This is a genomic window from Bacteroides sp. HF-4919 (assembly GCF_018860125.1).
Genome location: NZ_JAHKNF010000001.1, coordinates 615,201 through 634,952, shown reverse-complemented (window position 1 = coordinate 634,952; position 19,752 = coordinate 615,201). Strand labels below are relative to the sequence as shown.

Genomic DNA, 19,752 nt, shown 5'->3' with positions numbered 1-19,752 from the left:
AAAGGAATCAAATTATGGAAAAGATGTATGTTGTAAGAAAGAGGAATGGAATACTTAATCTGTTCATCGGTGGCCATGCAATAAAATTACCTAATACATGGGGATTCACTGACGGTGCAATTGTTGTTCGTTTGGATAAAGAAGATTTTCCCAATGTGAAATGGGAAGATGATGAGCCGACGGAAGTTTTACTTGTCCAAAAGAAAAATAAATTCAAAGAATAATCCTCAAATCAAATTAGAAAGGAGCCAAACATGAAAGTAGGAGAATATTCATATTCTATACACGGACGAAATTACAGAATATGCGTGTGTGATTATTCAGACGGGAAAACACAAATATCAAGTCCCGTTCGTAACGAACCACTTTACATCGACCGAGAAGAAGCCCGGAAACGTGTATACGAGTTGAACGGCTGGAAGTATAAACCTAAAATGACAAAGCATGAATAAAGCAGAACATTACATTCAACAGACCACAACGGAACGAGTTCGTTCGCGTGGCCTGATTCGAACAGTCGCAACAGAGGCTATTCGAATACAGCGAGAAGAAACGACAGCAAATGCAGTCACAGTATTTAAACAGATGTGCCCGTCAAGAGTCAGCAAGGGTTGCGCGAATGTGACTCACAAGAAAGAAACTCAGTCAACCCGATGCGATGGGAATTGTAAGCGCATCAAGTATTTACTTGCTGGTATGAATAAGCTGGAATGAAGTATTTAATTAAACGGATTCAATGTGTATCGGGCGAAGTAACCGATACGCATTATGTGAACATTGAAACCAATAATATTGAAGCTACCAGAAAGGAACTGCACGCATGTTATCAATGCGATAGGATATTATTTAGCTATGAACAAATAAATAAAACACAATGAGCAGAAACCCATATTACATTAAAATGATCAACTCGCAGCGGTGGAAGAACCTACGTTGCGATAAACTGAGAGCTAATCCGGTTTGCGAAGTGTGCGAGGCGAACGGATTAAGTACGCTTGCAACCGAAGTACACCACAAAACCCCGGTTGAATCCGTTTCGCATGAACTCGGAATGAAACACCTTATGTTTGATCGAACGAACTTACAGAGCCTTTGCCATGCGTGCCACTCTGAGATACACCGACGCGCGTTTAGCCATTCGAAAGAAGCAATTCAGGCAAACAATAGACGGGCAACAGAGCGTTTTGCGGATAAGTTTTTGAAATGAAATTAAGAGGGTACGTCTACTTTTGACGTACCCTCTTAACTATTTATTGATCCATTCTATATTTTTTATTCCATTAGTTGGATATAATTTCGCATTTGTCGAGTCTTCCTGAACGACAATATATTTAGTACCTAGAAAAACTAATCTATGTTGTGCATCCGTTTCTATTATATCTCCATTAATAGACTCAATTTTAACAGTAGTATTATAGAAATGAGGTATTCTCTTCTTTACATCAGAGCAAAAAAATATCATGGCAATGAAAATCATTAAATGAAAAATAATATCACCTCTTCCATATTTGCAATATGCAAAGACAGCGCCTGCAATTATATAATAGATACTTGCCGCTGGATATAAGTCTAGTATAAACGAAGTTGTGACAATTATTAATATCAAAAACAATAATCCTCCCCAATAAAACAAACACCTCTTTTTAGAATATCTTCTTATATACTTACTTAAAGACTCTAAAATCTTATCTTTCCGCTCTTTTAATGAATCAAGCAGAGGGGCAGCAATTAGTGATATTCCACCAAACACAATAGAAAAAGAAATGAGTGACGGTATTAAAAAAGAAGCAAAAGTAAATTGTATATCATCCCATGTTATAATACTTGTCATATCCAAATCAAATGGCGCCAAACAATGCCAAATCATAACTAACGAGAAATAATAATACATGAAAGCGAACACACTTATAGTTGAAAGTATGTAGGAAATGTTCTTAGTATTCATTTGTGCAAGATTTATATTGTAAAATTTATTGCAAATATAAATATCTTCTTGTATATATACAAAGCGGGGTGGTCTTTTTTTGAGGGCGACAGACCGTCCAAACCCACGCCCACCAGTTTTTACACGCGCGGAGAATTTTCAAAACGAGGGGGTATCCGTTGGGGGTGACATTTTCCGTTACAATCTACGAGCTACCAAATACTTACTTAAAAAACATACGTGTAAAAAGCGCGTAAAAACATGGCAACTTTAGACGACATAACAGAAAAAATCCGTTCCGCAATGGAAGCACAAGGCACATACACCCCTGAACTTGATTTGTGTATAGAGCTTTGTGCCGGGTCTTATATGGCGTTCCGGATTGCTCTATCTGACATCTCAAAAAAGCGGATGAAATCTTTCACTAAAGAGATAACCCGCGAGAATAATGAAAAGCTGGTTGCACATCCGGCTTTTAAAACTCTGTTTGATGCGCTTGAAGCCACTCGCAAACAGTTACGCGAACTTGGTTTGACATTGCAGACCCTTGCATCAGGTGAAGCCGACGAAGTAACCGAATTAATTGACGAAGTAAACAAGGCGGATGACTATGAATAAGGAGGAACTTATACAGCTAAAGACTGCTACCGTTGACGCATTGCGCTCCGTTGATATAAACTCTTATCAGTTAGATAAAGCGGATATCCGGTTAAACACTTATATAGCCGGATGTATAGGCAACCCGGAGGCGCATAACCTTTACGAGTTACTTGCGATCCGTCGTTTCTTTTATCTGCTGGATAAATACGACTTTAGACCCGGTAAGGTCCGCCGCTTTATTGTGTTTTACGAAAAGTTGAAGTTTTCCGGCACTAAGGGGCTGACGCGATATAAGCTAACTCCGGTTCAGGTATTTCAATTCACGAACATACTCGGTTTTTATAGACCAGGGACAAATAAACGCCTGATTCGTGACGCTCTGCTATTTGTCCCTCGTAAATTCAGCAAAACGACAAGTATCGCAAGTTTGGCAGTATTCGACTTGTTGTTTGGCGATGCTAATGCACAAGCATACGTTGCCGCCAATTCCTACAATCAGGCTAAGATATGTTTTGATGAAATCCGCAACATCCTGAAAGCGTTAGACCGGAAGTTGCGACATTTTAAGATTAACAGAGAGATCATAAATAACAAAATAAAGGGCAAAACCTCTTTCGCCCGGTGTTTGGCGTCCAGTCCCGACAAACTGGATGGGCTTAATGCAAGCACGGTGATAGTAGACGAATATTCGCAAGCCGATAGCGCCGCTTTGAAGAACGTTTTAACTTCTTCAATGGGTGCACGGCTCAACCCTTTGACCATCGTAATAACAACCGCCTCAGACAAGCATACAACCCCGTTCACTGAAATGCTTTCAATATATAAAGCCATTCTACGCGGTGAGGCTGAGAACGATTCTATTTTCGCCCACATCTTTGAACCCGACATAGACGATGAAGAAGGTGATCCGGCAACGTGGTATAAAGTACAACCCCACATGGGGATCACGGTTTACGAGGACTTTTACAAGGACGCTTATCAAAAGGCGCTATATAGCGCACCTGACGCATTAGAGTTTCGCACAAAGCTCCTTAACATCTTTGCGGTCAATTCTGAAACGAAATGGATTGAGGCAAGGGAGATCGAGGAACGGTATAAGGCTATCCCTGTAGATAAGATCACAAGTCACCCGCCTACGATGGTAGGAGTTGATTTATCGGTACGTGATGACTTTTCAACTGTAACGTATAATATCTATTCCCCGGATACTAAGTCATTTCATTCCGTTACGGATTACTATTTTCCGGAAGGCGCTTTGCCCGGACACCCTAACCGGGAATTATATGAAGGATGGGTCAAGGCCGGATATTTGAAGCTATGTCCGGGCGAAGTGATTGACTACGAAATGATCGTGAATGATATTTTAGCCCGGGCAAAGTACTTGAAAATTCTCGGAATTGGATATGACCCATATAAGTCGGCTGAGTTCGTAAATCTATTATCCGCATCGGTTGGCTATGCAAATGACTACATAAGTCCGGTAAAACAGACATACGGAACGTTTACAAGTCCTATAGAATCGTTTGAACTCGCGCTGCATCGCAATAAAATAACATTTGACCCGAATCCAATAACGCCGTATTGCTTTGGTAATGCCGTTCTTGACGAAGATAGAAACATGAATAAAAAGCCGATCAAACGAACGCATAATAGTAAGATCGATTCAACGATAACGAATCTTATGACATTTTACCTGTTTAACACTTATACAAATTAAAATATGAAGATTTTCAATATTCTAACAAGACAAATACGTAGTATTTCCGAAGGTTTAGGCAATGGAAGTATTGCTCAAAATCAGGGTAACACAAATGCAAATGTACGTATAACCTCCGTTCCAGCTCAACCCGTTAATGTAAATTCGTCCGAAAAAGCAATGCAACTTGCGGCGGTATACAGATGCGTTTCCATTCTTTCCGGAACAATAGCCTCACTGCCTTTGCTGATAGAACGAAAACAAGACGGATATTTTTCTGTTGATGAACGCCACGAACTATACAAACTGCTTGTGCGCCGCCCGAATTTAAGGCAAAACTCTTATGACCTGATGCAGAATGCAGTTATACAGGTTGTGTTGGCTGGAAATGCCTACATTTTTATTCGCAGGACATGGGGAGAAATAAGCGAACTTATACTGTGTGCGCCTAATACCGTAACTTATGACAAGTTTCGCAATATATATAAGATTTGCGACCCTATCAACAGAGTAAACGGAACCTTTGAGGCTGATGATGTTATACATCTTAAAAACAAAAGTCTCGATGGAGGTTACACAGGAGTAAGTACAATCTATTACGGTTCCCGCGTACTCAGCATTGGGGGCAGCGCAGATAATCAAGCGCTCCATCTTTTTCAAAATGGAAGCAAGATAAAAGGTATTGTTTCAGGAGCCAAAGAAGGCACTCAGGGAATTGCCGGTATGACTGATACTCAGACATCAAGTGTTGCCGAACGGATCGAGAATGAATTAAATTCCGGCCGGGGTATCGTATCAGTAAGCGGCGACGCTTCTTTTCATCAGCTTTCGATAAATCCGATTGACTCTCAATTGCTGGAACAGATGAAGCACTCTATTTTAGAGATTTGCCGCATGTTCGGCGTACATCCTGATAAGGTCTTTGCCGGACAACCCACAAACTACAAAGCCTCAGAAATGGGACAAGTGTCATTCCTTACTGACACATTACTTCCTATTCTCAAACAGTTTGAGGCGGAACTCAATGTGAAGCTAATTCCTGACAGTGTATCGCATCTGTACCGTATCCGCTACGATATTGATGTTTTGTACCAAACTGATCTCGCAACGCAGATAACCTACATGAAAGGAGGCTACGAACTTGGTCTTTTTACCACAAACCATTTACGGGCAATGAAAGGATTGCCACCTGTTCCCGGTGGTGATACTGTTATGACCAGTTGCAATGTCGCCCCGATTGACAGTCCTAAAATCAGAGGTGAATCTTCCGGGGAAAATAAAAGCGAGCTACCAAATAATGAATAAAAAACATATGGTAAAAACGGTATGGAAATTAGAAGTTATACGGATATAGCATCACCCAAGATTTCGGAAGGCCGGATGATAGAAGGCTTTGCCGCCGTATTCGATCAGGAGAGCAGGCTTAATTTTGACCAGAAAACAAAGTGCTTCTTTATTGAAGTGATCGAGCGCGGCGCCATAACAGACGAGTTAATTCAATCATGTGATATAAGGGCACTGATTGAGCATAACGCACAACGGATGATAGCCCGTTCAAGATATGGAACCGGTTCTCTTTCTTTAATGGTGAATGATTACGGACTCGGATATAAGTTATCCGCTCCTAATACTCCGGATGGCGACTATGCAGTAGAAATGATTTCAAGAGGTGATTTGTACGGTTCATCATTTGCTTATTCTACAGATGACAAAAAGAACGTCACGTACAAGAAGTCGGACGGGTTACTCTATCGAATCGTTCACAAAATAGATCGAATTTCAGATATTTCGATTGTTGCCAACCCTGCCTATTATGGAACGGACGTCACTTTGCGAAGTTTAGAGGAAATAGACAGTTCACTAACAGATAATTACTACAAAGAACAAATTAATAACTTACGAAAATTTATCTAACAATGAAAAAGGAAATTAACAGAATTGCAGAAATTAAAGAAGAAATGCGCACAATGCTTGATGCGGCAGAAGTCGAAAAAAGATCACTCACCGAGGATGAATCCAAGACTTTTGCAGCTTTGAAAAATGAAAAAGATTTGCTGCAAATGAAGATCGAACGTAGAAGTCTCGATACTGAACCGGAAAGAGATCGGATTACTCCAACAAGAGCATTGTTTCCGCAAGCGGTTTACGATGTGGTATATCATAGATCACTTGATGACTATAACGGGGTTGTCACTGAGGACGGAATCAAAGTAGTTGAACGCGGTTTGACTGTGACCGATACAGCTACCGTTGCTGATATCGTGCCTGTTACAATCGGAGAAATCATTGACCCGCTGGAAAAAGGGCTTATCATTAATAAGCTGGGTATCAAAATGCAAAGCGGGCTTGTAGGAGAACTTATATTCCCCACTTTACAGGCTATTGAGGCCAGCATTGCGGGTGAAAACGCCGCAATTGGAGATACAAAACTTTCACTCGGAAAAATAAAATCCACTCCTAAGCGTGTGTCTATCTCTGTTCCGGTGTCAAAACGGGCTATCAGTCAGACTAATTACTCGCTTCAAGATGTTGTCTTGAAACAAATTTCACTGGGAAGCGCACGACTTCTGAACAAATGGATGTTTTCAGGTACACAGTTAGAAGGCGCCAGTTCCGGCCCATTCGTTAAAGACGCTTCTGTAACGTATACAGACTCCCCGTCTTTTGCTAATGTTGTCGCATTGGAAACGGCGGTTATGGCTGAGGGTGTCGATGTAACCGACGGAACTGCCGCATATGTTTGTACTCCGGCTGTTTATGGACAACTAAAATCAACTCCGATTGAAAAAGGATCACCTAAAATGATTCTTGAAGATGGTAAGATTAATGGTTATCCGGTACTTGTCACCTCCTATATGGCAACCGATACTATCGGTTTTGGTGTGTTCTCTTATGTTGCCATCGGGCAGTTTGGCGATATTGACTTAGTGATTGACCCCTATACACAAGCCAAAAGCAATATTGTAAACTTCGTGTTAAACTCAGATTATGATATTGTGACTGCGCGAAGCGAAGCTTTTGCCGTAGCAAAGAAAGCAGCTTCATCTGCCGGAGCATAACGACCAAACTAAGTATTAATCAAAGGCTGGGGCTTCGGCCTCGGCCTTCTTCATTTCTAAAAGATGAAAGAATACGTAACACTTGAAGAGTTAAAGCAACATCTTAATGTTGATTTCGACAATGACGACGCTTATATACAGGGGTTGATCATTCCGGTACAACTCAGTATCGAGGCTTATCTCAATGCCCCGATTGAATCGTTCGTTAAAGACGACCGGATAGACCCGCGAATCTGGCATGCCATTCGTATTATAGCTGCAAACTATTATGCGAACCGTGAAGATATAACTTTCGCCACGCCTAATATCATTCCTGGTCATATTGCCTTCTTACTTCAACCCTTAAAACGATATACATAATGCAGGCGGGACTATTGACAGACATTATAAGTTTTCTACATCCCCAGACGATTCGCGATGCTTTGGGCGGTACGTCTGAGAGATGGATGGAAGCTTTCAAGAAGCGTGCGTGTGTCCGGTATAAATCCGGTACGCGCAAAGAGATAAACGGCGAGGTGCTCAACACTCACACCGTCACGATCATGGTACGTTACAGCAGAGATATAAGCGAAAAAATGCGCATTGTCTACGAGGGACGTAAATACAAAATAGCCTTCATCCATCCGGATAGAAAGGCACAGTCTATAACCATCGAAGCAGAATTAATCAATGAGTAATATTGTACAAGCATCCTACCGGGTTGAGGTTGACGCCTCTAAGGTTAATGCGTTATTGGCCGCACTGAATGACAAGGAGGCAAAGAAGGCTATTAAATCCGGACTCCGTAAATCAGCAAGTATCATTCGAAAGCAAGCGCAAAAAAATTGGGTTGCATCTGTTCCGGGTGGGGCTGGATTGAAAAAAGAAATAAATATTGCAGTTTACCGCAATGCGTCCGGCGCACGGGTTGACTTACTCGACAAACGGCGGAAAGGTTCAAAACAGTTTGTTTTGAAATTCTTCGAAAGCGGTACGGAACAACGAGCTACCAATAGAGGAGCAAACAGAGGTATTATAGAGGCCACTCACTTTTTTAAAAGCGCAGTAGACTCTAAAAAAAGTGAGGCTGAGAACTCACTGGAAAGAAACATTTTGGATTCAATACAAAAAGTAATAGATAAAAAGAAATGAGCTTATCAATCAGCAAACATACATTCTCAAAACTCAGTGAGTCGGAAAGTTTAACGCAACTTGTCGGAGATAGGATTTATCCTATTTCTACTAAAAACGCTACTTCTTTCCCGTTCGTTTTGTATAAGCGTAGTGCACTTACTCCGGCTTATACAAAGGATAGATACGCCAGTGGGGATAGTGTCACTATTGAGGTTATTGCCGCCAGCGATAACTATTCAAATTCAGTCGAGGTTATTGAGGCGGCACGCAAAGCGCTTGAAGGGAAGCGGGGTAAATACGACGATTTCAAAGTAACGGGTGCTAAACTTATCGCCGCCGATGAAGATTTCATTGAAGAAACTTTCATCCAGCGACTTACATTTGAAATTGAGACGGATTCAGTAGAGTAACTAACATTTAAATATTGAAAACAATGAAAGCAAATGCAGTATTAGGAAAAGATTTCATGCTATTTGTCGGCGGAAAGGCGCTGGCGTTGGCTACATCCTGTAAATTGTCAATCTCGGCCGAAACGATTGACACACAAAGTAAAGATTCCGGCATTTGGACGGAAAAAGACATAAAAAAATTGTCTTGGAACGGTTCAAGTGAAAACCTATTCAGTGCAGACGATAAAGTAAACGGATATGATGTTCTTTTGGACTTAATGTTAAAACGCAAGCCTATCGAAGCAAAATTCGGTATTCCGGCAAACGCAGATTCAGATGAAGTTCCCTCTTCCGGTTGGACTCTTCCGGCCGCATCTTATTCCGGTAATGTCTTAATTACAAATCTAGAATTAAATGCACCTGATGGTGATAAAGCAACTTTCTCCGCCACATTCGAAGGCACAGGAAAACTTAGCCCCAGAGTGTCCGGAGATGGAGGTATAGTGGATGATCCGACCGCGTAAACGATGGAAAGGGCGGGAATCCCGCCTTTTCTTTTTCTAACTCAAAAAACTTATCATAATGAAAACGATCACTATCAAAAAACAGAAGTACATTTTAAAGTATACATTGCGCGCCTTCTTTATCTTCGAAAATCTCACAGGTAGGCAGTTTGCGTTCGGCCGGATGTTGGACGAATATCTACTGTTTTACTCTATTCTTCTGGCAAATAACAAAGATACATTCTTAATGCCTTTTGATGAATTTATAGAGGCGTGTGAGTCTGATCCGGCTCTGTTTCTCTCTTTCAAAGAGTTCTTCGTAAAAGAGATTGAATTACTTGAACAGGCAGCAGATAGCACAAAAAAAAAGACGACTCCGAAGAAGCGTGCAGTATCCGGGAACTCTACGCCCGCGTTGTAGGTGAGGGCGGTATTGCACCTGATTATTTCCTCGACCGGATGACGCTCACAGAAGTTCGCTACTTCTTAGAGGGGTTAGGCAGGCGTAACCGGGAAAGCTGGGAGCAGACCCGGATCATTGCGTATGTCATCGCTCAGGCGAATAGCACAAAACAACTAAAGCAATCGGATATACTTCGTTTCCCATGGGATGAAGCGAAGGAAGACGAAAAGAAACGCACATCCGTTACGGATGAAGAAGTGAAACGATTGCGGGCAAAAGCAAAACTAATCGAAAAAGAAATGAATCATGTCTGATATAATAACACGACTATTACTTAAAACGAATGACTTTGACGCAAACCTAAATCGGGCAAAAGGTTCGGTTAACAGCTTTCAAGGCGGTATTTCCAGTATGGCAAAAACCGCCGGGGCTGGTATAATGAAGTTTGCCGGGACAATTGGCATTGCGGTGGGGGCCAGTGAAGCGTTTATGAAAACGATACGCGGTTCTCAGACAACCAGCGATGAGTTTGATGCCCAGATGCGCACATGTCAGACATCTGTAAATGAATTTTTCACCAGTTTGTCTACCGGGGATTTTACTTATTTTCTGGGTGGATTGGATAGTATAATATCCAAGTCCAGAGACGCGTATGCAGCATTAGATCAATTAGGAAACGCCCGCATCAGTTACGACTATTTTCGGGAAGATTTTAATGCTGCTATGGCTGAGTCCCGTAGTGTAGCTATGGATAGTACTGCGTCAAAAGAGCAAAGGGAGGCCGCATTAAAGGAATGGACAAAAGCTCTTGAAGATAAAAAAAACAAGGCGTCATCTGTCAGTTCAGATGCTCTTACAGCTTTAAAAACTGTATTAGTTGAAGGAAATCTGTTAAATGCTGACGATGTGACATTGGAAGACTTTGCCAAGGTGCTTAGCTATGATGTTGCCGGAAGTAAACGCGATGTTCTAAAGTCTGAAATGGCTAATAAGTATGATACTTATAAAATCAAATATGCCGAATTAGAGCGGCGTAAAAAAAACGGAGGGCTTGCAGACTGGGCATTTCCGGAGTCAAAAGAAGCAAAAGATAGGGCATCTCTTAATGATTTTATAGCTTCTAAGCAAGCCGAACTCAATAAGGAATATAAGGATGCTATTTTGTTTCAACAGGCTATTGTAAAATGGAAAGATGAAGAATTGATCAAAGCGGTGCAGTTGGGAAAAGAGTACAAACAAATAAATCAGGAACTTGCCAATGATAAGAAAACATTTGATAGGGTTCGGGATAGAATCAATAAACCTAAAAAGAATCCAAAAGAAAACGAAGAAAAAAAGCCCTTAAAGGATACTCTTTCATGGTATGACATCCAGATAACGGAGTTAAACAAAACTCTTGTAAGTTCTGCATATAGGCAGGCACGCGCCACTATTCAGGCCACAATAAATGAACTTGAACAAAAGAGAATAAGCCTAAAAATGCAGATCGACGGTGATGTATTCAAAGGCAAGCACGGCGAAATGAAAGATGGTGAATTGTTATTGCCAGCCTCTAAAGTTCCGGATATAGCCAAGATTTACTCCGATTCCGGTACAGAGTTTGCCAAGCTGGAAAGCATGTATAGTGAAATGATTGCAGAAAGACAGAACGCATTATCAAAAGCAACAGATGAGGAGCAGCAAGCATTTATTCAATCTCAGATCGGCAAGCTAAAAAGTACATTGAAAGAACTTCGTTCCATGCAGAAAGAATCAGATGTGACAGGTCATATCTATGCTGCCTATCAAAACAATGCAGGTAGTAAAAAACAGGGTTCATTTGATTTAAGGAAAGAAATCGGAAACATGAAGTTGCCCAAGTTCGAATCTCCAATAAAAAAAGAGGATATTGATTTAAATCAGCAGTATGCTGACTCTTTAGGAGATGTAAGTAATGTTATGGGCAGCTTATCCGGCCTGTTTGATAGCAATACTGCATCTGTTTTGCAGTGGGGCAGCAGCCTAATAGGAACTATAGCACAAGCTATCCCAAAAATCTTAGAAATGTCTACGGCTAACGAAATAGAGGCCGCTTCCGCTACTAAAAGCGCATCCGCAAATACTTTGGCGGCTGGTTCAGAGGCACTAAAAGCACATGCAGGTATTCCATTCGTCGGTATTGCAATGGGGGTTGCTGGGGTTGCAGCGATAATTGCCGCAATGGCAAGTATTCCCAAATTTGCAAACGGCGGTATCGTTCCTGGAATTTCGTTTGCAGGTGATAAAGTTCCTGCAATGCTAAATAGTGGTGAAATGATTTTGAATGGTTCACAACAAGCGAACTTATTTAAAATGCTCAATACCGGATTGAATATTAGCCACCCCAACATTTCACTACCTTCCGGTCATCTGGCGGGCATAATCTCACCCTCTGAGAATGATCGCAGAATTGATGTATCTGGCGACTGGATACTAAGAGGCGATACCATTTTTTTACAACTAAAAAACTACATGAAGAAAACAGGAAAAAAATTATGATGAATTACGGCACAATATATACACTATACTTTCGATCACGGAAAGAAGAAGATAACTATACGGTAGAAATACAGAAAGAAGGCTATACAGGGCGAGTTGCTGAGTTAACAGGGAGCGGCGACGCTCCTTTTTCTGTAGAAATTGCGGATGATGACTTTCTTTATGTTCCTACCCGTTTTTCTACAGCTACTATTAGAGTTGTAGGAAACGACTACTTGCAAAGCCTATACTCGACCGGATATCAGCAGTACCGCGTTAACTTTAAGCAAGGTAATAAAATTGTTTGGACTGGATTCGTTACCCCAGAATTATATACTCAGGATTACACTTCCAACAAATTTGATTTAGAAGTTCAGTGCGTATCTGCAATGAATACATTAGAGTATATCAACTATAAATTAAAAAACGAAACGGACAAAGGATTTATTTCACTGTGGGAATTATTGACACGTTGCGTCTCCGAGTCTCACGGTTCTTATTCGGCTATATATATTCCACATGTTTACGCTAAAAATTTGGCAGATTATGATGCAAATACAAACATCTTACAGAGCATGACAATTAGTGAACAAAACTTCTTCGATGAAGATGATAAACCCATGACTCTAAAAGAGGTGATTGAAGAACTATGCAAGTTCCTTAACTGGACTTGCGTTGACTACAAAGGTGAATTATACTTTGTAGACGTAGATCACCGTGGAGACTATTATAAATATGTTCCTAATTTTTCATCTTATACATTTGAATCAGGAAATGTTGTTAGTGTGCAAAATATCGGCTTTAGCGGTGCGGATCATACACTCGATATTCTGGGAGGTTACAATAAAGCTATTGTAAAAAACAGTAATTATCCGGTAGGAAATTTATTACCAGAAGAGCGATTTGAAGAAATGCAAATTTTAAAAGTGCTCGATAATGCAAATGATAAAAATCAAGTTTGCCACAGGGTGTTTCTTATCCCTAATCAGTGGGAAACGATAGTATTCAAAGAAGGTCTAACGATAAAAGTTGATGATTTGCAAAAATACAAAGATATAGTACACACATTTGAAGGGGCTATTCCCATGAAATATTGCACATATAAACAAAATAAGGATTTAAATGGCAATTGGATTCCTGAAATAACCGACTATTCATTTACAAACGTAATTCAAATAAGAAGGACTAAAGAACGTTATGAAGCCGGGCCACTAAGTACGTGCAAAGTAATGACCACCAAAGGCGCTTCTGCTATATACTCAAACGGAATATTTTGTATATCAGGGAGCTATAAGTTTATTAATTCTGATGATATGATACCATGGGATAATAGTTCTGTTTCAGATGTTCTTTATGCACAAATACGTATTGGTGGTATGTATTATGGAAGTCTCAGGCCAGATGCAGGGCAAAAAAATACATGGGCGCAAAATCCAGAATACGCATTTAAATTGAAACCTGAGAGAGTTGAAGCAAAGCAAGATTATGTCTCAATAGAAAACCAAAAAACGTTATCAATGCCTTATACTGGAATAAGCGGTGTGATAGTCTCCATTGATAGAGTTTTGCAAGGTGATTTTGAGTTTACTCTATTGATGCCCGTCGGAAAAAATTTCAGCGCCGGCGGGGTTCTTGTGAAAGACTTTAAGATCGTATATCAAAAACCAGATGACGAAAAGCTTATATCTAACAGCAGCATAGACCGCTATTATGAAAATGTCGTGAATGAAGATTACATTAACGAATTGGACGAAATCGAATTTAAAATATCCAGTTACAACAACGACGGTGCATGCTACAGCAAAGTAATGTTAGGCGATAACTATCTAACCGACAATCTCTATTCTTCTATTGAGCAGAAATTAGTCCGGCCGGAAGAGCATTTGATCCGGCGCATTATTAATCAGTACGGAGCTACCAAATTTAAGCTTACGCAAATACTGGTAGATGACGAAGCAATTACTCCTATCACAACTATAACCGATAAGTTTCAGCCAAACAAACGGTTTACGATCACGGGCGGTACAATTGACTTCGCGATGAATCAGTTTAATTGTAAGATGATTGAAAATGGTAGATATTAAAACTACATCCATACCCGCAAAGCCCCGGTCAAAGAACTATCCGGCCGGGGCTGTTATCACCCGGGCAACCGGCGGCGTTACTGTTAACGGCGGTGGAGGTGGAGGTGCTTCGGTTGACATTGTAAAGGCTACCGATACAAAGTCGTTTACCGATAGCAACGTACTGTCTTCACTCCGGACACTGTTAGAAATCCGTTCGCGTATCATTGCCGAATCGGATACAACCACGGAATTAACCGATGATAATACGCTTTCTTCAAAGCGCACTTTAAAGGAGATAGATGCAGCGATAGAAGTTGCATTAAAGAAAATCGAAGAACTTTATATCAGCAAGAAAAACGATGATACCGCATCCGGTGTCATTACGTTTTTGCGCGGAATTATAGCGCATGCGCTTTCTTTATTTAAGAAAGGCGCTAGTTTTGGAAACTTTACGCCTGGTATAAGTGGAGCTATCATTGACGAAAACGGTGACATTGAAGCGAGGGGGCTTGTTTTACGTGGTTTCTTATCCGTTCCTGAGCTCCGGTATAATAGAGCGATAGTATTAAAAGGCCGGCAGATAATCAGTCCGGGCGGAGGATGCGTCATTGAGCAATTCATTACGGTAGATGAAAATACATGGCTGGTTCTTCCCGTATTGGAAGAAGGAGAAGCGTTATCTTTTAAAGTAGATGACATCCTGTTAGCATACTGGCATGACAAAGACTCACAATCAGGTGCATTCAAGGGATTCAGAGAAATGAAGTTCCGTGTAACGGCATTTTCCGGAGAGAGAGGATTCTTGGTTGTGCCTAAACCCGGAAGCGGATCTGTTCCAGCTACGTCTATGACACTTGCTCAGACCGGGAACTTTACCGATGCCGAACGTCAGACCTATATAATGATAGACTCGACATTAGGTAACAATAGCATAACCTTTTTTGATGATGCAAATACGTGGGACGTGGAACCGGCGCAGGAAAAAAGCTGGATTGGGAAAAAGAAAAATCGTATCGTCGCCGGCATTGATTGCTCTAAATATTCCGCTGTATTTCAAAATGTCATCATGTCCGGTAAAATATTCCAGGTTGATGATATTACAGGGGAATCTATTCGGGTTCCGATTGAGAAAGGAGAATATGTTTCCGGACAAAGATACGCATATTATGACCGTGTCTCTTATAATCGTGCGATGTGGCTTTGTGTGAATGAAAACGGAACGACATCCGAGCCTTCGGACTCGAATCAGGACTGGTTAAAACAAGCCTATGCAGTTGATTCATCTTCATACTGGCTTACTGCCAATGCCACTCAGGTGGTCATACGGCCGAACAGTGTCGTACCAATATGGACTATTGTTAACTGCAAGAAGCAGACGGGCGCCGGCCCTGTCGAGAACTGCGACTCTTTTTATCTTGCGACCAGAAGAGTAGATGCGGACGGTGCAAAGGTTACGGCAAGTGTTAACCCGACAAGTTCCACTATTGCAGCCCCATCAAAGACAACTACCGCTCTCTCTGTTCGCGCCTATGCTGTTAAGTCGGATGCGGAGGCGTGGAATAATAACTATGTAGATGAAATAGCATTCGGGATAGTCAAAGACGGGAGCGATGGTAAAGACGGTAAGGACGGGAGAATCTACGAATATATCTATAGAAGGACCGAAACAGAGACAAGCCCCGCTACACCTGACGAACAATATTTAGCGTCCGGATGGACCGATGACCCGGTAGGGGTTGATTCTTCGTATGCGTATGAATGGGTGTCTCAGCGCATAAAAGACGGTGAGACATGGAGCGGATTCTCTGCGCCTTCCTTGTGGGCACGGTATTCTAAAGACGGAGAAGACGGTAAGCCAGGCGAGGGCGCTGTAGTACGTTGGCTTACGGCGAGTGCTACACAGGTTATTATCAGACCGAATAGTGTTGTGCCTATCTTTATAACAGTAAGATGTAAACAGCAAATAGGAACTAATCCTGTCGAGAATTGCAATTCTCTCTATGTTGTCTACAGAAGGGTGGACGCAAACGGTACAAATATTCTTGTAAATTCAACATTGGGCACACATGTTGTTGCCCCCTCTAAAACAACGACAGCCTTATCTGTTCGCGCTTACGAAAACAAAACAGATGCGGAGGCTTGGAACAATAACTATGTAGATGAAATAGCATTCGGAATTGTTAAAGATGGCAGGGATGGTATAGACGGTGTTGATGGTAAAGAACACGAATTTATCTACAAGAGAACAGGTACAGGAATAAAGCCTACCACCCCTGACGAACAATATTTAGCGTCCGGATGGACTGATGACCCGGTAGGGGTTGATTCTTCGTATGCGTATGAATGGGTGTCTCAGCGCATAAAGGATAACGGAATATGGGGAAATTTTTCCGTACCTTCTTTGTGGGCACGGTATTCTAAAGACGGAGAAAATGGGAAGCCGGGCACAGATGGCAAGCCCGGTACTGATGCCACGTCCTATTGGCTAACATCAAACGGAAGTAACTTTGCTTATTCATCAAGCGGCGTGTTTTCTCCTGGCAGCATCACTGTATATTGCAAGAAAAAGACAGGGGCCAGTGATGCGATGACATGCAGTGATTTTTTTATCAGGGTGAAAAAATACAGAAATGGAACAATTAGTGATCATGACTATTCAGGCTCGAAGCGATCCAGCGTAGTAATTACTCCAAGCTCCTACGATAGTTCTTACGTAGTGAGGGCATATCAAAATCTGAGCGATAATAATAGCTGGACCGATAATTTTGTAGCTGAATCAATCATAGGTGTCGTAAAAGATGGTCAAGGCGGCGGTTCCAGTACACCCGGTCCTCCGGGTGAAGATGGTAAGCCGGGAACTGACTCCACCTCCTACTGGCTTACTTCTACGAACACTACCGTTGTATTTAGAAGTACGGGAAGCGTTGTCCCTATGTTCATAACAGTGAGATGCAAGAAGCAGACGGGGGCCGGTCCTGTCGAGAACTGCAATTCCTTTTATCTCGCATATAGAAGAGTGGATAAAGACGGTACGAAAGTGACCGTGGGTAGCGCTCAGTCAAGCTCCACTCTAATGACGGTAACAGCGAGTACGACATCACTCGGAGTAAGGGCCTATGCCGTTAAATCGGATGCGGAGGCTTGGAATACCAACTATGTAGATGAAGTAAACATAGGTATCATAAAAGATGGGACCAATGGTGCAAATGGCGCAATGCCCCGTGTATGTGGAAGATATTCAAGCGGGGTTCCTTATGTTTGGGATGACAACTACAGGGATATTGTGTTTTATTCCTTTGGCGGCGTTAATTATATCTTTCAGGTTAAAGTCTATGGATCTTCCGTATCAACCCCGCCTGTGTCGGTAGACGGTGATGACAACTGGGAGCCCGCCAACCGATTTAGTTTCGTTGCTACAGATACGTTGCTTGCTGATGGTGCCAACATTGCGGACTTTATGTACAAGAATGGCGTAATGCGTTCTCAGGCAGAAGTAAACGGCATTCCCAATCTGATGCTGAACGGCAATACGGGGGAGGTAGATATAAGAATAGGTACATTTAGAGGAAAGGTAAACACGCCATTTACCTTGCTTGGGGATTCTGACGCTCAAAATGTTTCTGGTATGACTAATACATTCCTACTAAAAGATAATCTAAACATAGCTACGAGTTGCAAATACATGTGCACGAATGGAGCTACCATCGTACTACCTACAGACATAAAGTATAACGGTGCTAATGTAACTATACTGGATTTTACTTATCCCCCGTATAACTCCGATATAGCCTATACAACTGTACTTGTTGAAGGTGGGGATACGTTCGGGAATACACTACATACAGAGTCGCAAGATCAGTCTCAATGGTTTGAATCAGACTTAATCAACATTCGTGGGGGGATAAAGGAATTTATTGCCGTTCCCGCTTACAGTACCAGCGGGACTTTTACTAAAGTTAAATGGTTTTTAAAGAAATAATATAATTATGAAGTATTTGGTATTTATTGCGCTATTATGCGCTTCGTGTGAGGGGAGCTTTATGCAAGACTTTCCGACAAAAGGTAATCACATTGGAACTTTCGCAGACTCCGGTAATTCGGACTGTATTAGCAATATAGTTCTAACTACTGATACTACCTATAAGGAGTTTGATTATACACTATCAATCAATAGAACACAATGACAATGATTGACTACATGAAAAATCTATTTGTAGGCTTGCTAACCGGATTAGCAGCCTATCTAAACCCGATCAGCGGAGATATTAAAAGTCTTGTTGCTCTTTTCTTCTTTAACTTCCTGTTTGGTCTGGCCGCCGGCCTACTGGCCAATAATGAAAGTTTTAGTTTAAAAAAAGCATTCCGGTGCATCATTGAAGCGATGGTATTTTTTCTGCTCGTAGCCGCTATTTACTTTATCGGCGATCACAAAGGAAATCCGGACGGGGCCTTACAATGCGTATCGTTTATAACTTACTCAATATTCTATTTTTATGGCGTGAATATTCTACGCAATTTGAAACTAATGGCTACGCCCGGAACTGCATTCTATAAAGTTGTATCGTTTCTGTATTACGTCGTTAGCGTCGAGTTTATCAAGCACATACCGTTTTTAACTAATTATCAAAAGGAGGCGATAAAATGAAGTATTTTACAATCAAAGAACTTAGCCACAGCGATACGGCCGTAGCGCGTGGGATCGACAATTACCCAACGGCCGAAGCTATTCACAATTTAACGAAGCTGGTTGAGAATGTTCTCGACCCGCTTCGGGAAAAGTACGGTAAGCCTATCCGGGTAAGTTCCGGTTATCGAAGCGCTATCCTCAACCGGAGCGTTAACGGGGCAACATCCAGTCAACACCGGTTAGGCGAGGCGGCTGATATTACGGTAGGCAGCAAGGAAGAAAACCAGAAGCTGTTTGAGATCATCCGGCAGGAATTACCCTTCGATCAATTGATCGATGAAAAAGACTTTTCATGGGTTCACGTATCATTCCGTGAAGGTAGAAACAGAAAACAAGTGTTGAAGCTATGAAATATCTACCTTATATCGTTATTGCAGTTCTTATCCTGTTTATCGTGTTCCGCCCGGCAAGGGTGGAACGCGTACCGGGTGAAGTGGTCAGAGACACGATCATTACAAATCGTATTGATACGGTTCGGGATACAATACCCGTTCCGGTTTATGAAAGCGTTGTAGATTCGTTCCCGTTCGTTGTTCCCGTCCCAGTGCCGGGCGATACAGTCCGGGATACAGTGTATTTGCCTATTACGCAGAAAATCTACAAAGACAGCCTTTATACGGCTTATGTGTCAGGCTACCGGGCAAAGCTGGATAGTATAGAGGTGTACAGTAAAACGAGGACTGTATTTATCAGAGAACGGGCAAAGCGGAAACGGTTCGGGCTGGGTGTGCAGGCTGGATACGGTTTTTCCGGGAATAAGGTAAGTCCCTATGTCGGGGTTGGGGTGAGCTATAGTTTGTTTGAGTTCTAAATACA

21 protein-coding genes are annotated in these 19,752 nt (G+C 41.7%); 20 read left to right on the top strand and 1 reads right to left on the bottom strand.

Going from position 1 to position 19,752, the window contains the following annotated elements; all coding sequences use genetic code 11:
* The first annotated feature begins 14 nt into the window (after positions 1–14).
* Together KO473_RS02685 and KO473_RS02680 are read left to right on the top strand one after the other, a co-directional pair.
* Positions 15–224 (top strand): hypothetical protein, encoded by a 210-nt coding sequence (locus KO473_RS02685; RefSeq protein ID WP_005819378.1) that lies wholly within the window; start codon positions 15–17, stop codon positions 222–224.
* Between the two features lie 650 nt (positions 225–874).
* Positions 875–1,207, top strand: coding sequence for an HNH endonuclease signature motif containing protein (locus tag KO473_RS02680; RefSeq protein ID WP_005819389.1), 333 nt, complete (start codon positions 875–877; stop codon positions 1,205–1,207).
* Positions 1,208–1,246: 39 nt separating this feature from the next.
* Here the strand turns inward: KO473_RS02680 and KO473_RS02675 are convergent, their stop codons facing one another.
* Positions 1,247–1,831, bottom strand: coding sequence for a hypothetical protein (locus tag KO473_RS02675; protein ID WP_147333960.1), 585 nt, complete (start codon positions 1,829–1,831; stop codon positions 1,247–1,249).
* A gap of 354 nt (positions 1,832–2,185) precedes the next feature.
* Between KO473_RS02675 and KO473_RS02670 the strand changes: the two genes are divergently transcribed.
* The 18 genes from KO473_RS02670 to KO473_RS02585 all read left to right on the top strand — a co-directional run bounded on the left by KO473_RS02670 (position 2,186) and on the right by KO473_RS02585 (position 19,747).
* Positions 2,186–2,542, top strand: a complete 357-nt coding sequence (locus tag KO473_RS02670) for a P27 family phage terminase small subunit (protein WP_005819393.1) — start codon at positions 2,186–2,188, stop codon at positions 2,540–2,542.
* A complete protein-coding gene (locus tag KO473_RS02665) occupies positions 2,535–4,241 on the top strand; it encodes a terminase TerL endonuclease subunit (protein ID WP_005819395.1) in 1,707 nt (568 codons plus the stop codon). The genes KO473_RS02670 and KO473_RS02665 overlap by 8 nt, the downstream gene beginning before the upstream one ends.
* A gap of 3 nt (positions 4,242–4,244) precedes the next feature.
* The gene (locus tag KO473_RS02660) at positions 4,245–5,525 is read left to right on the top strand and encodes a phage portal protein (RefSeq protein ID WP_005819397.1); all 1,281 of its coding nucleotides are present in this window, start codon (positions 4,245–4,247) and stop codon (positions 5,523–5,525) included.
* A gap of 21 nt (positions 5,526–5,546) precedes the next feature.
* Complete coding sequence (locus tag KO473_RS02655; RefSeq protein WP_005819399.1) at positions 5,547–6,134, top strand: HK97 family phage prohead protease; 588 nt, start codon at positions 5,547–5,549, stop codon at positions 6,132–6,134.
* Positions 6,135–6,136: 2 nt separating this feature from the next.
* Positions 6,137–7,279 carry a phage major capsid protein gene (locus KO473_RS02650; RefSeq protein ID WP_005819401.1) on the top strand — a complete coding sequence of 381 codons (1,143 nt, stop codon included), beginning with the start codon at positions 6,137–6,139 and terminating at the stop codon, positions 7,277–7,279.
* A gap of 63 nt (positions 7,280–7,342) precedes the next feature.
* Positions 7,343–7,639 carry a head-tail connector protein gene (locus tag KO473_RS02645; protein ID WP_005819403.1) on the top strand — a complete coding sequence of 99 codons (297 nt, stop codon included), beginning with the start codon at positions 7,343–7,345 and terminating at the stop codon, positions 7,637–7,639.
* A complete protein-coding gene (locus KO473_RS02640) occupies positions 7,639–7,956 on the top strand; it encodes a phage head closure protein (protein ID WP_005819404.1) in 318 nt (105 codons plus the stop codon). The genes KO473_RS02645 and KO473_RS02640 overlap by 1 nt, the downstream gene beginning before the upstream one ends.
* Positions 7,949–8,410, top strand: a complete 462-nt coding sequence (locus KO473_RS02635) for a hypothetical protein (RefSeq protein ID WP_005819406.1) — start codon at positions 7,949–7,951, stop codon at positions 8,408–8,410. Before KO473_RS02640 ends, KO473_RS02635 begins: the two co-directional genes overlap by 8 nt.
* Positions 8,407–8,802 carry a DUF3168 domain-containing protein gene (locus tag KO473_RS02630; protein ID WP_005819407.1) on the top strand — a complete coding sequence of 132 codons (396 nt, stop codon included), beginning with the start codon at positions 8,407–8,409 and terminating at the stop codon, positions 8,800–8,802. Before KO473_RS02635 ends, KO473_RS02630 begins: the two co-directional genes overlap by 4 nt.
* Before the next feature lie 23 nt (positions 8,803–8,825).
* Positions 8,826–9,305, top strand: a complete 480-nt coding sequence (locus KO473_RS02625) for a phage tail tube protein (protein WP_005819409.1) — start codon at positions 8,826–8,828, stop codon at positions 9,303–9,305.
* Between the two features lie 58 nt (positions 9,306–9,363).
* Complete coding sequence (locus KO473_RS02620; RefSeq protein WP_005819411.1) at positions 9,364–9,705, top strand: hypothetical protein; 342 nt, start codon at positions 9,364–9,366, stop codon at positions 9,703–9,705.
* Between the two features lie 38 nt (positions 9,706–9,743).
* Positions 9,744–10,001, top strand: a complete 258-nt coding sequence (locus KO473_RS02615; protein WP_005819413.1) for a hypothetical protein — start codon at positions 9,744–9,746, stop codon at positions 9,999–10,001.
* Positions 9,994–12,204, top strand: coding sequence for a hypothetical protein (locus KO473_RS02610; protein WP_005819415.1), 2,211 nt, complete (start codon positions 9,994–9,996; stop codon positions 12,202–12,204). Before KO473_RS02615 ends, KO473_RS02610 begins: the two co-directional genes overlap by 8 nt.
* A complete protein-coding gene (locus KO473_RS02605) occupies positions 12,201–14,267 on the top strand; it encodes a hypothetical protein (protein WP_230583553.1) in 2,067 nt (688 codons plus the stop codon). The genes KO473_RS02610 and KO473_RS02605 overlap by 4 nt, the downstream gene beginning before the upstream one ends.
* Positions 14,254–18,228, top strand: a complete 3,975-nt coding sequence (locus tag KO473_RS02600; RefSeq protein ID WP_216035083.1) for a hypothetical protein — start codon at positions 14,254–14,256, stop codon at positions 18,226–18,228. Before KO473_RS02605 ends, KO473_RS02600 begins: the two co-directional genes overlap by 14 nt.
* Before the next feature lie 219 nt (positions 18,229–18,447).
* The gene (locus tag KO473_RS02595) at positions 18,448–18,894 is read left to right on the top strand and encodes a phage holin family protein (protein WP_226777099.1); all 447 of its coding nucleotides are present in this window, start codon (positions 18,448–18,450) and stop codon (positions 18,892–18,894) included.
* The gene (locus tag KO473_RS02590) at positions 18,891–19,286 is read left to right on the top strand and encodes a D-Ala-D-Ala carboxypeptidase family metallohydrolase (protein WP_005819488.1); all 396 of its coding nucleotides are present in this window, start codon (positions 18,891–18,893) and stop codon (positions 19,284–19,286) included. The genes KO473_RS02595 and KO473_RS02590 overlap by 4 nt, the downstream gene beginning before the upstream one ends.
* Complete coding sequence (locus tag KO473_RS02585; RefSeq protein WP_005819489.1) at positions 19,283–19,747, top strand: DUF6808 domain-containing protein; 465 nt, start codon at positions 19,283–19,285, stop codon at positions 19,745–19,747. The genes KO473_RS02590 and KO473_RS02585 overlap by 4 nt, the downstream gene beginning before the upstream one ends.
* The last annotated feature ends 5 nt before the right edge of the window (positions 19,748–19,752 follow it).

Bases quoted from the DNA above. Each gene is read 5' to 3' on its own strand.
- KO473_RS02685 (WP_005819378.1), top strand. From the start codon at position 15: ATGGAAAAGATGTATGTTGTAAGAAAGAGGAATGGAATACTTAATCTG.
- KO473_RS02680 (WP_005819389.1), top strand. From the start codon at position 875: ATGAGCAGAAACCCATATTACATTAAAATGATCAACTCGCAGCGGTGG.
- KO473_RS02675 (WP_147333960.1), bottom strand. From the start codon at position 1,831: ATGACAAGTATTATAACATGGGATGATATACAATTTACTTTTGCTTCT.
- KO473_RS02670 (WP_005819393.1), top strand. From the start codon at position 2,186: ATGGCAACTTTAGACGACATAACAGAAAAAATCCGTTCCGCAATGGAA.
- KO473_RS02665 (WP_005819395.1), top strand. From the start codon at position 2,535: ATGAATAAGGAGGAACTTATACAGCTAAAGACTGCTACCGTTGACGCA.
- KO473_RS02660 (WP_005819397.1), top strand. From the start codon at position 4,245: ATGAAGATTTTCAATATTCTAACAAGACAAATACGTAGTATTTCCGAA.
- KO473_RS02655 (WP_005819399.1), top strand. From the start codon at position 5,547: ATGGAAATTAGAAGTTATACGGATATAGCATCACCCAAGATTTCGGAA.
- KO473_RS02650 (WP_005819401.1), top strand. From the start codon at position 6,137: ATGAAAAAGGAAATTAACAGAATTGCAGAAATTAAAGAAGAAATGCGC.
- KO473_RS02645 (WP_005819403.1), top strand. From the start codon at position 7,343: ATGAAAGAATACGTAACACTTGAAGAGTTAAAGCAACATCTTAATGTT.
- KO473_RS02640 (WP_005819404.1), top strand. From the start codon at position 7,639: ATGCAGGCGGGACTATTGACAGACATTATAAGTTTTCTACATCCCCAG.
- KO473_RS02635 (WP_005819406.1), top strand. From the start codon at position 7,949: ATGAGTAATATTGTACAAGCATCCTACCGGGTTGAGGTTGACGCCTCT.
- KO473_RS02630 (WP_005819407.1), top strand. From the start codon at position 8,407: ATGAGCTTATCAATCAGCAAACATACATTCTCAAAACTCAGTGAGTCG.
- KO473_RS02625 (WP_005819409.1), top strand. From the start codon at position 8,826: ATGAAAGCAAATGCAGTATTAGGAAAAGATTTCATGCTATTTGTCGGC.
- KO473_RS02620 (WP_005819411.1), top strand. From the start codon at position 9,364: ATGAAAACGATCACTATCAAAAAACAGAAGTACATTTTAAAGTATACA.
- KO473_RS02615 (WP_005819413.1), top strand. From the start codon at position 9,744: ATGACGCTCACAGAAGTTCGCTACTTCTTAGAGGGGTTAGGCAGGCGT.
- KO473_RS02610 (WP_005819415.1), top strand. From the start codon at position 9,994: ATGTCTGATATAATAACACGACTATTACTTAAAACGAATGACTTTGAC.
- KO473_RS02605 (WP_230583553.1), top strand. From the start codon at position 12,201: ATGATGAATTACGGCACAATATATACACTATACTTTCGATCACGGAAA.
- KO473_RS02600 (WP_216035083.1), top strand. From the start codon at position 14,254: ATGGTAGATATTAAAACTACATCCATACCCGCAAAGCCCCGGTCAAAG.
- KO473_RS02595 (WP_226777099.1), top strand. From the start codon at position 18,448: ATGAAAAATCTATTTGTAGGCTTGCTAACCGGATTAGCAGCCTATCTA.
- KO473_RS02590 (WP_005819488.1), top strand. From the start codon at position 18,891: ATGAAGTATTTTACAATCAAAGAACTTAGCCACAGCGATACGGCCGTA.
- KO473_RS02585 (WP_005819489.1), top strand. From the start codon at position 19,283: ATGAAATATCTACCTTATATCGTTATTGCAGTTCTTATCCTGTTTATC.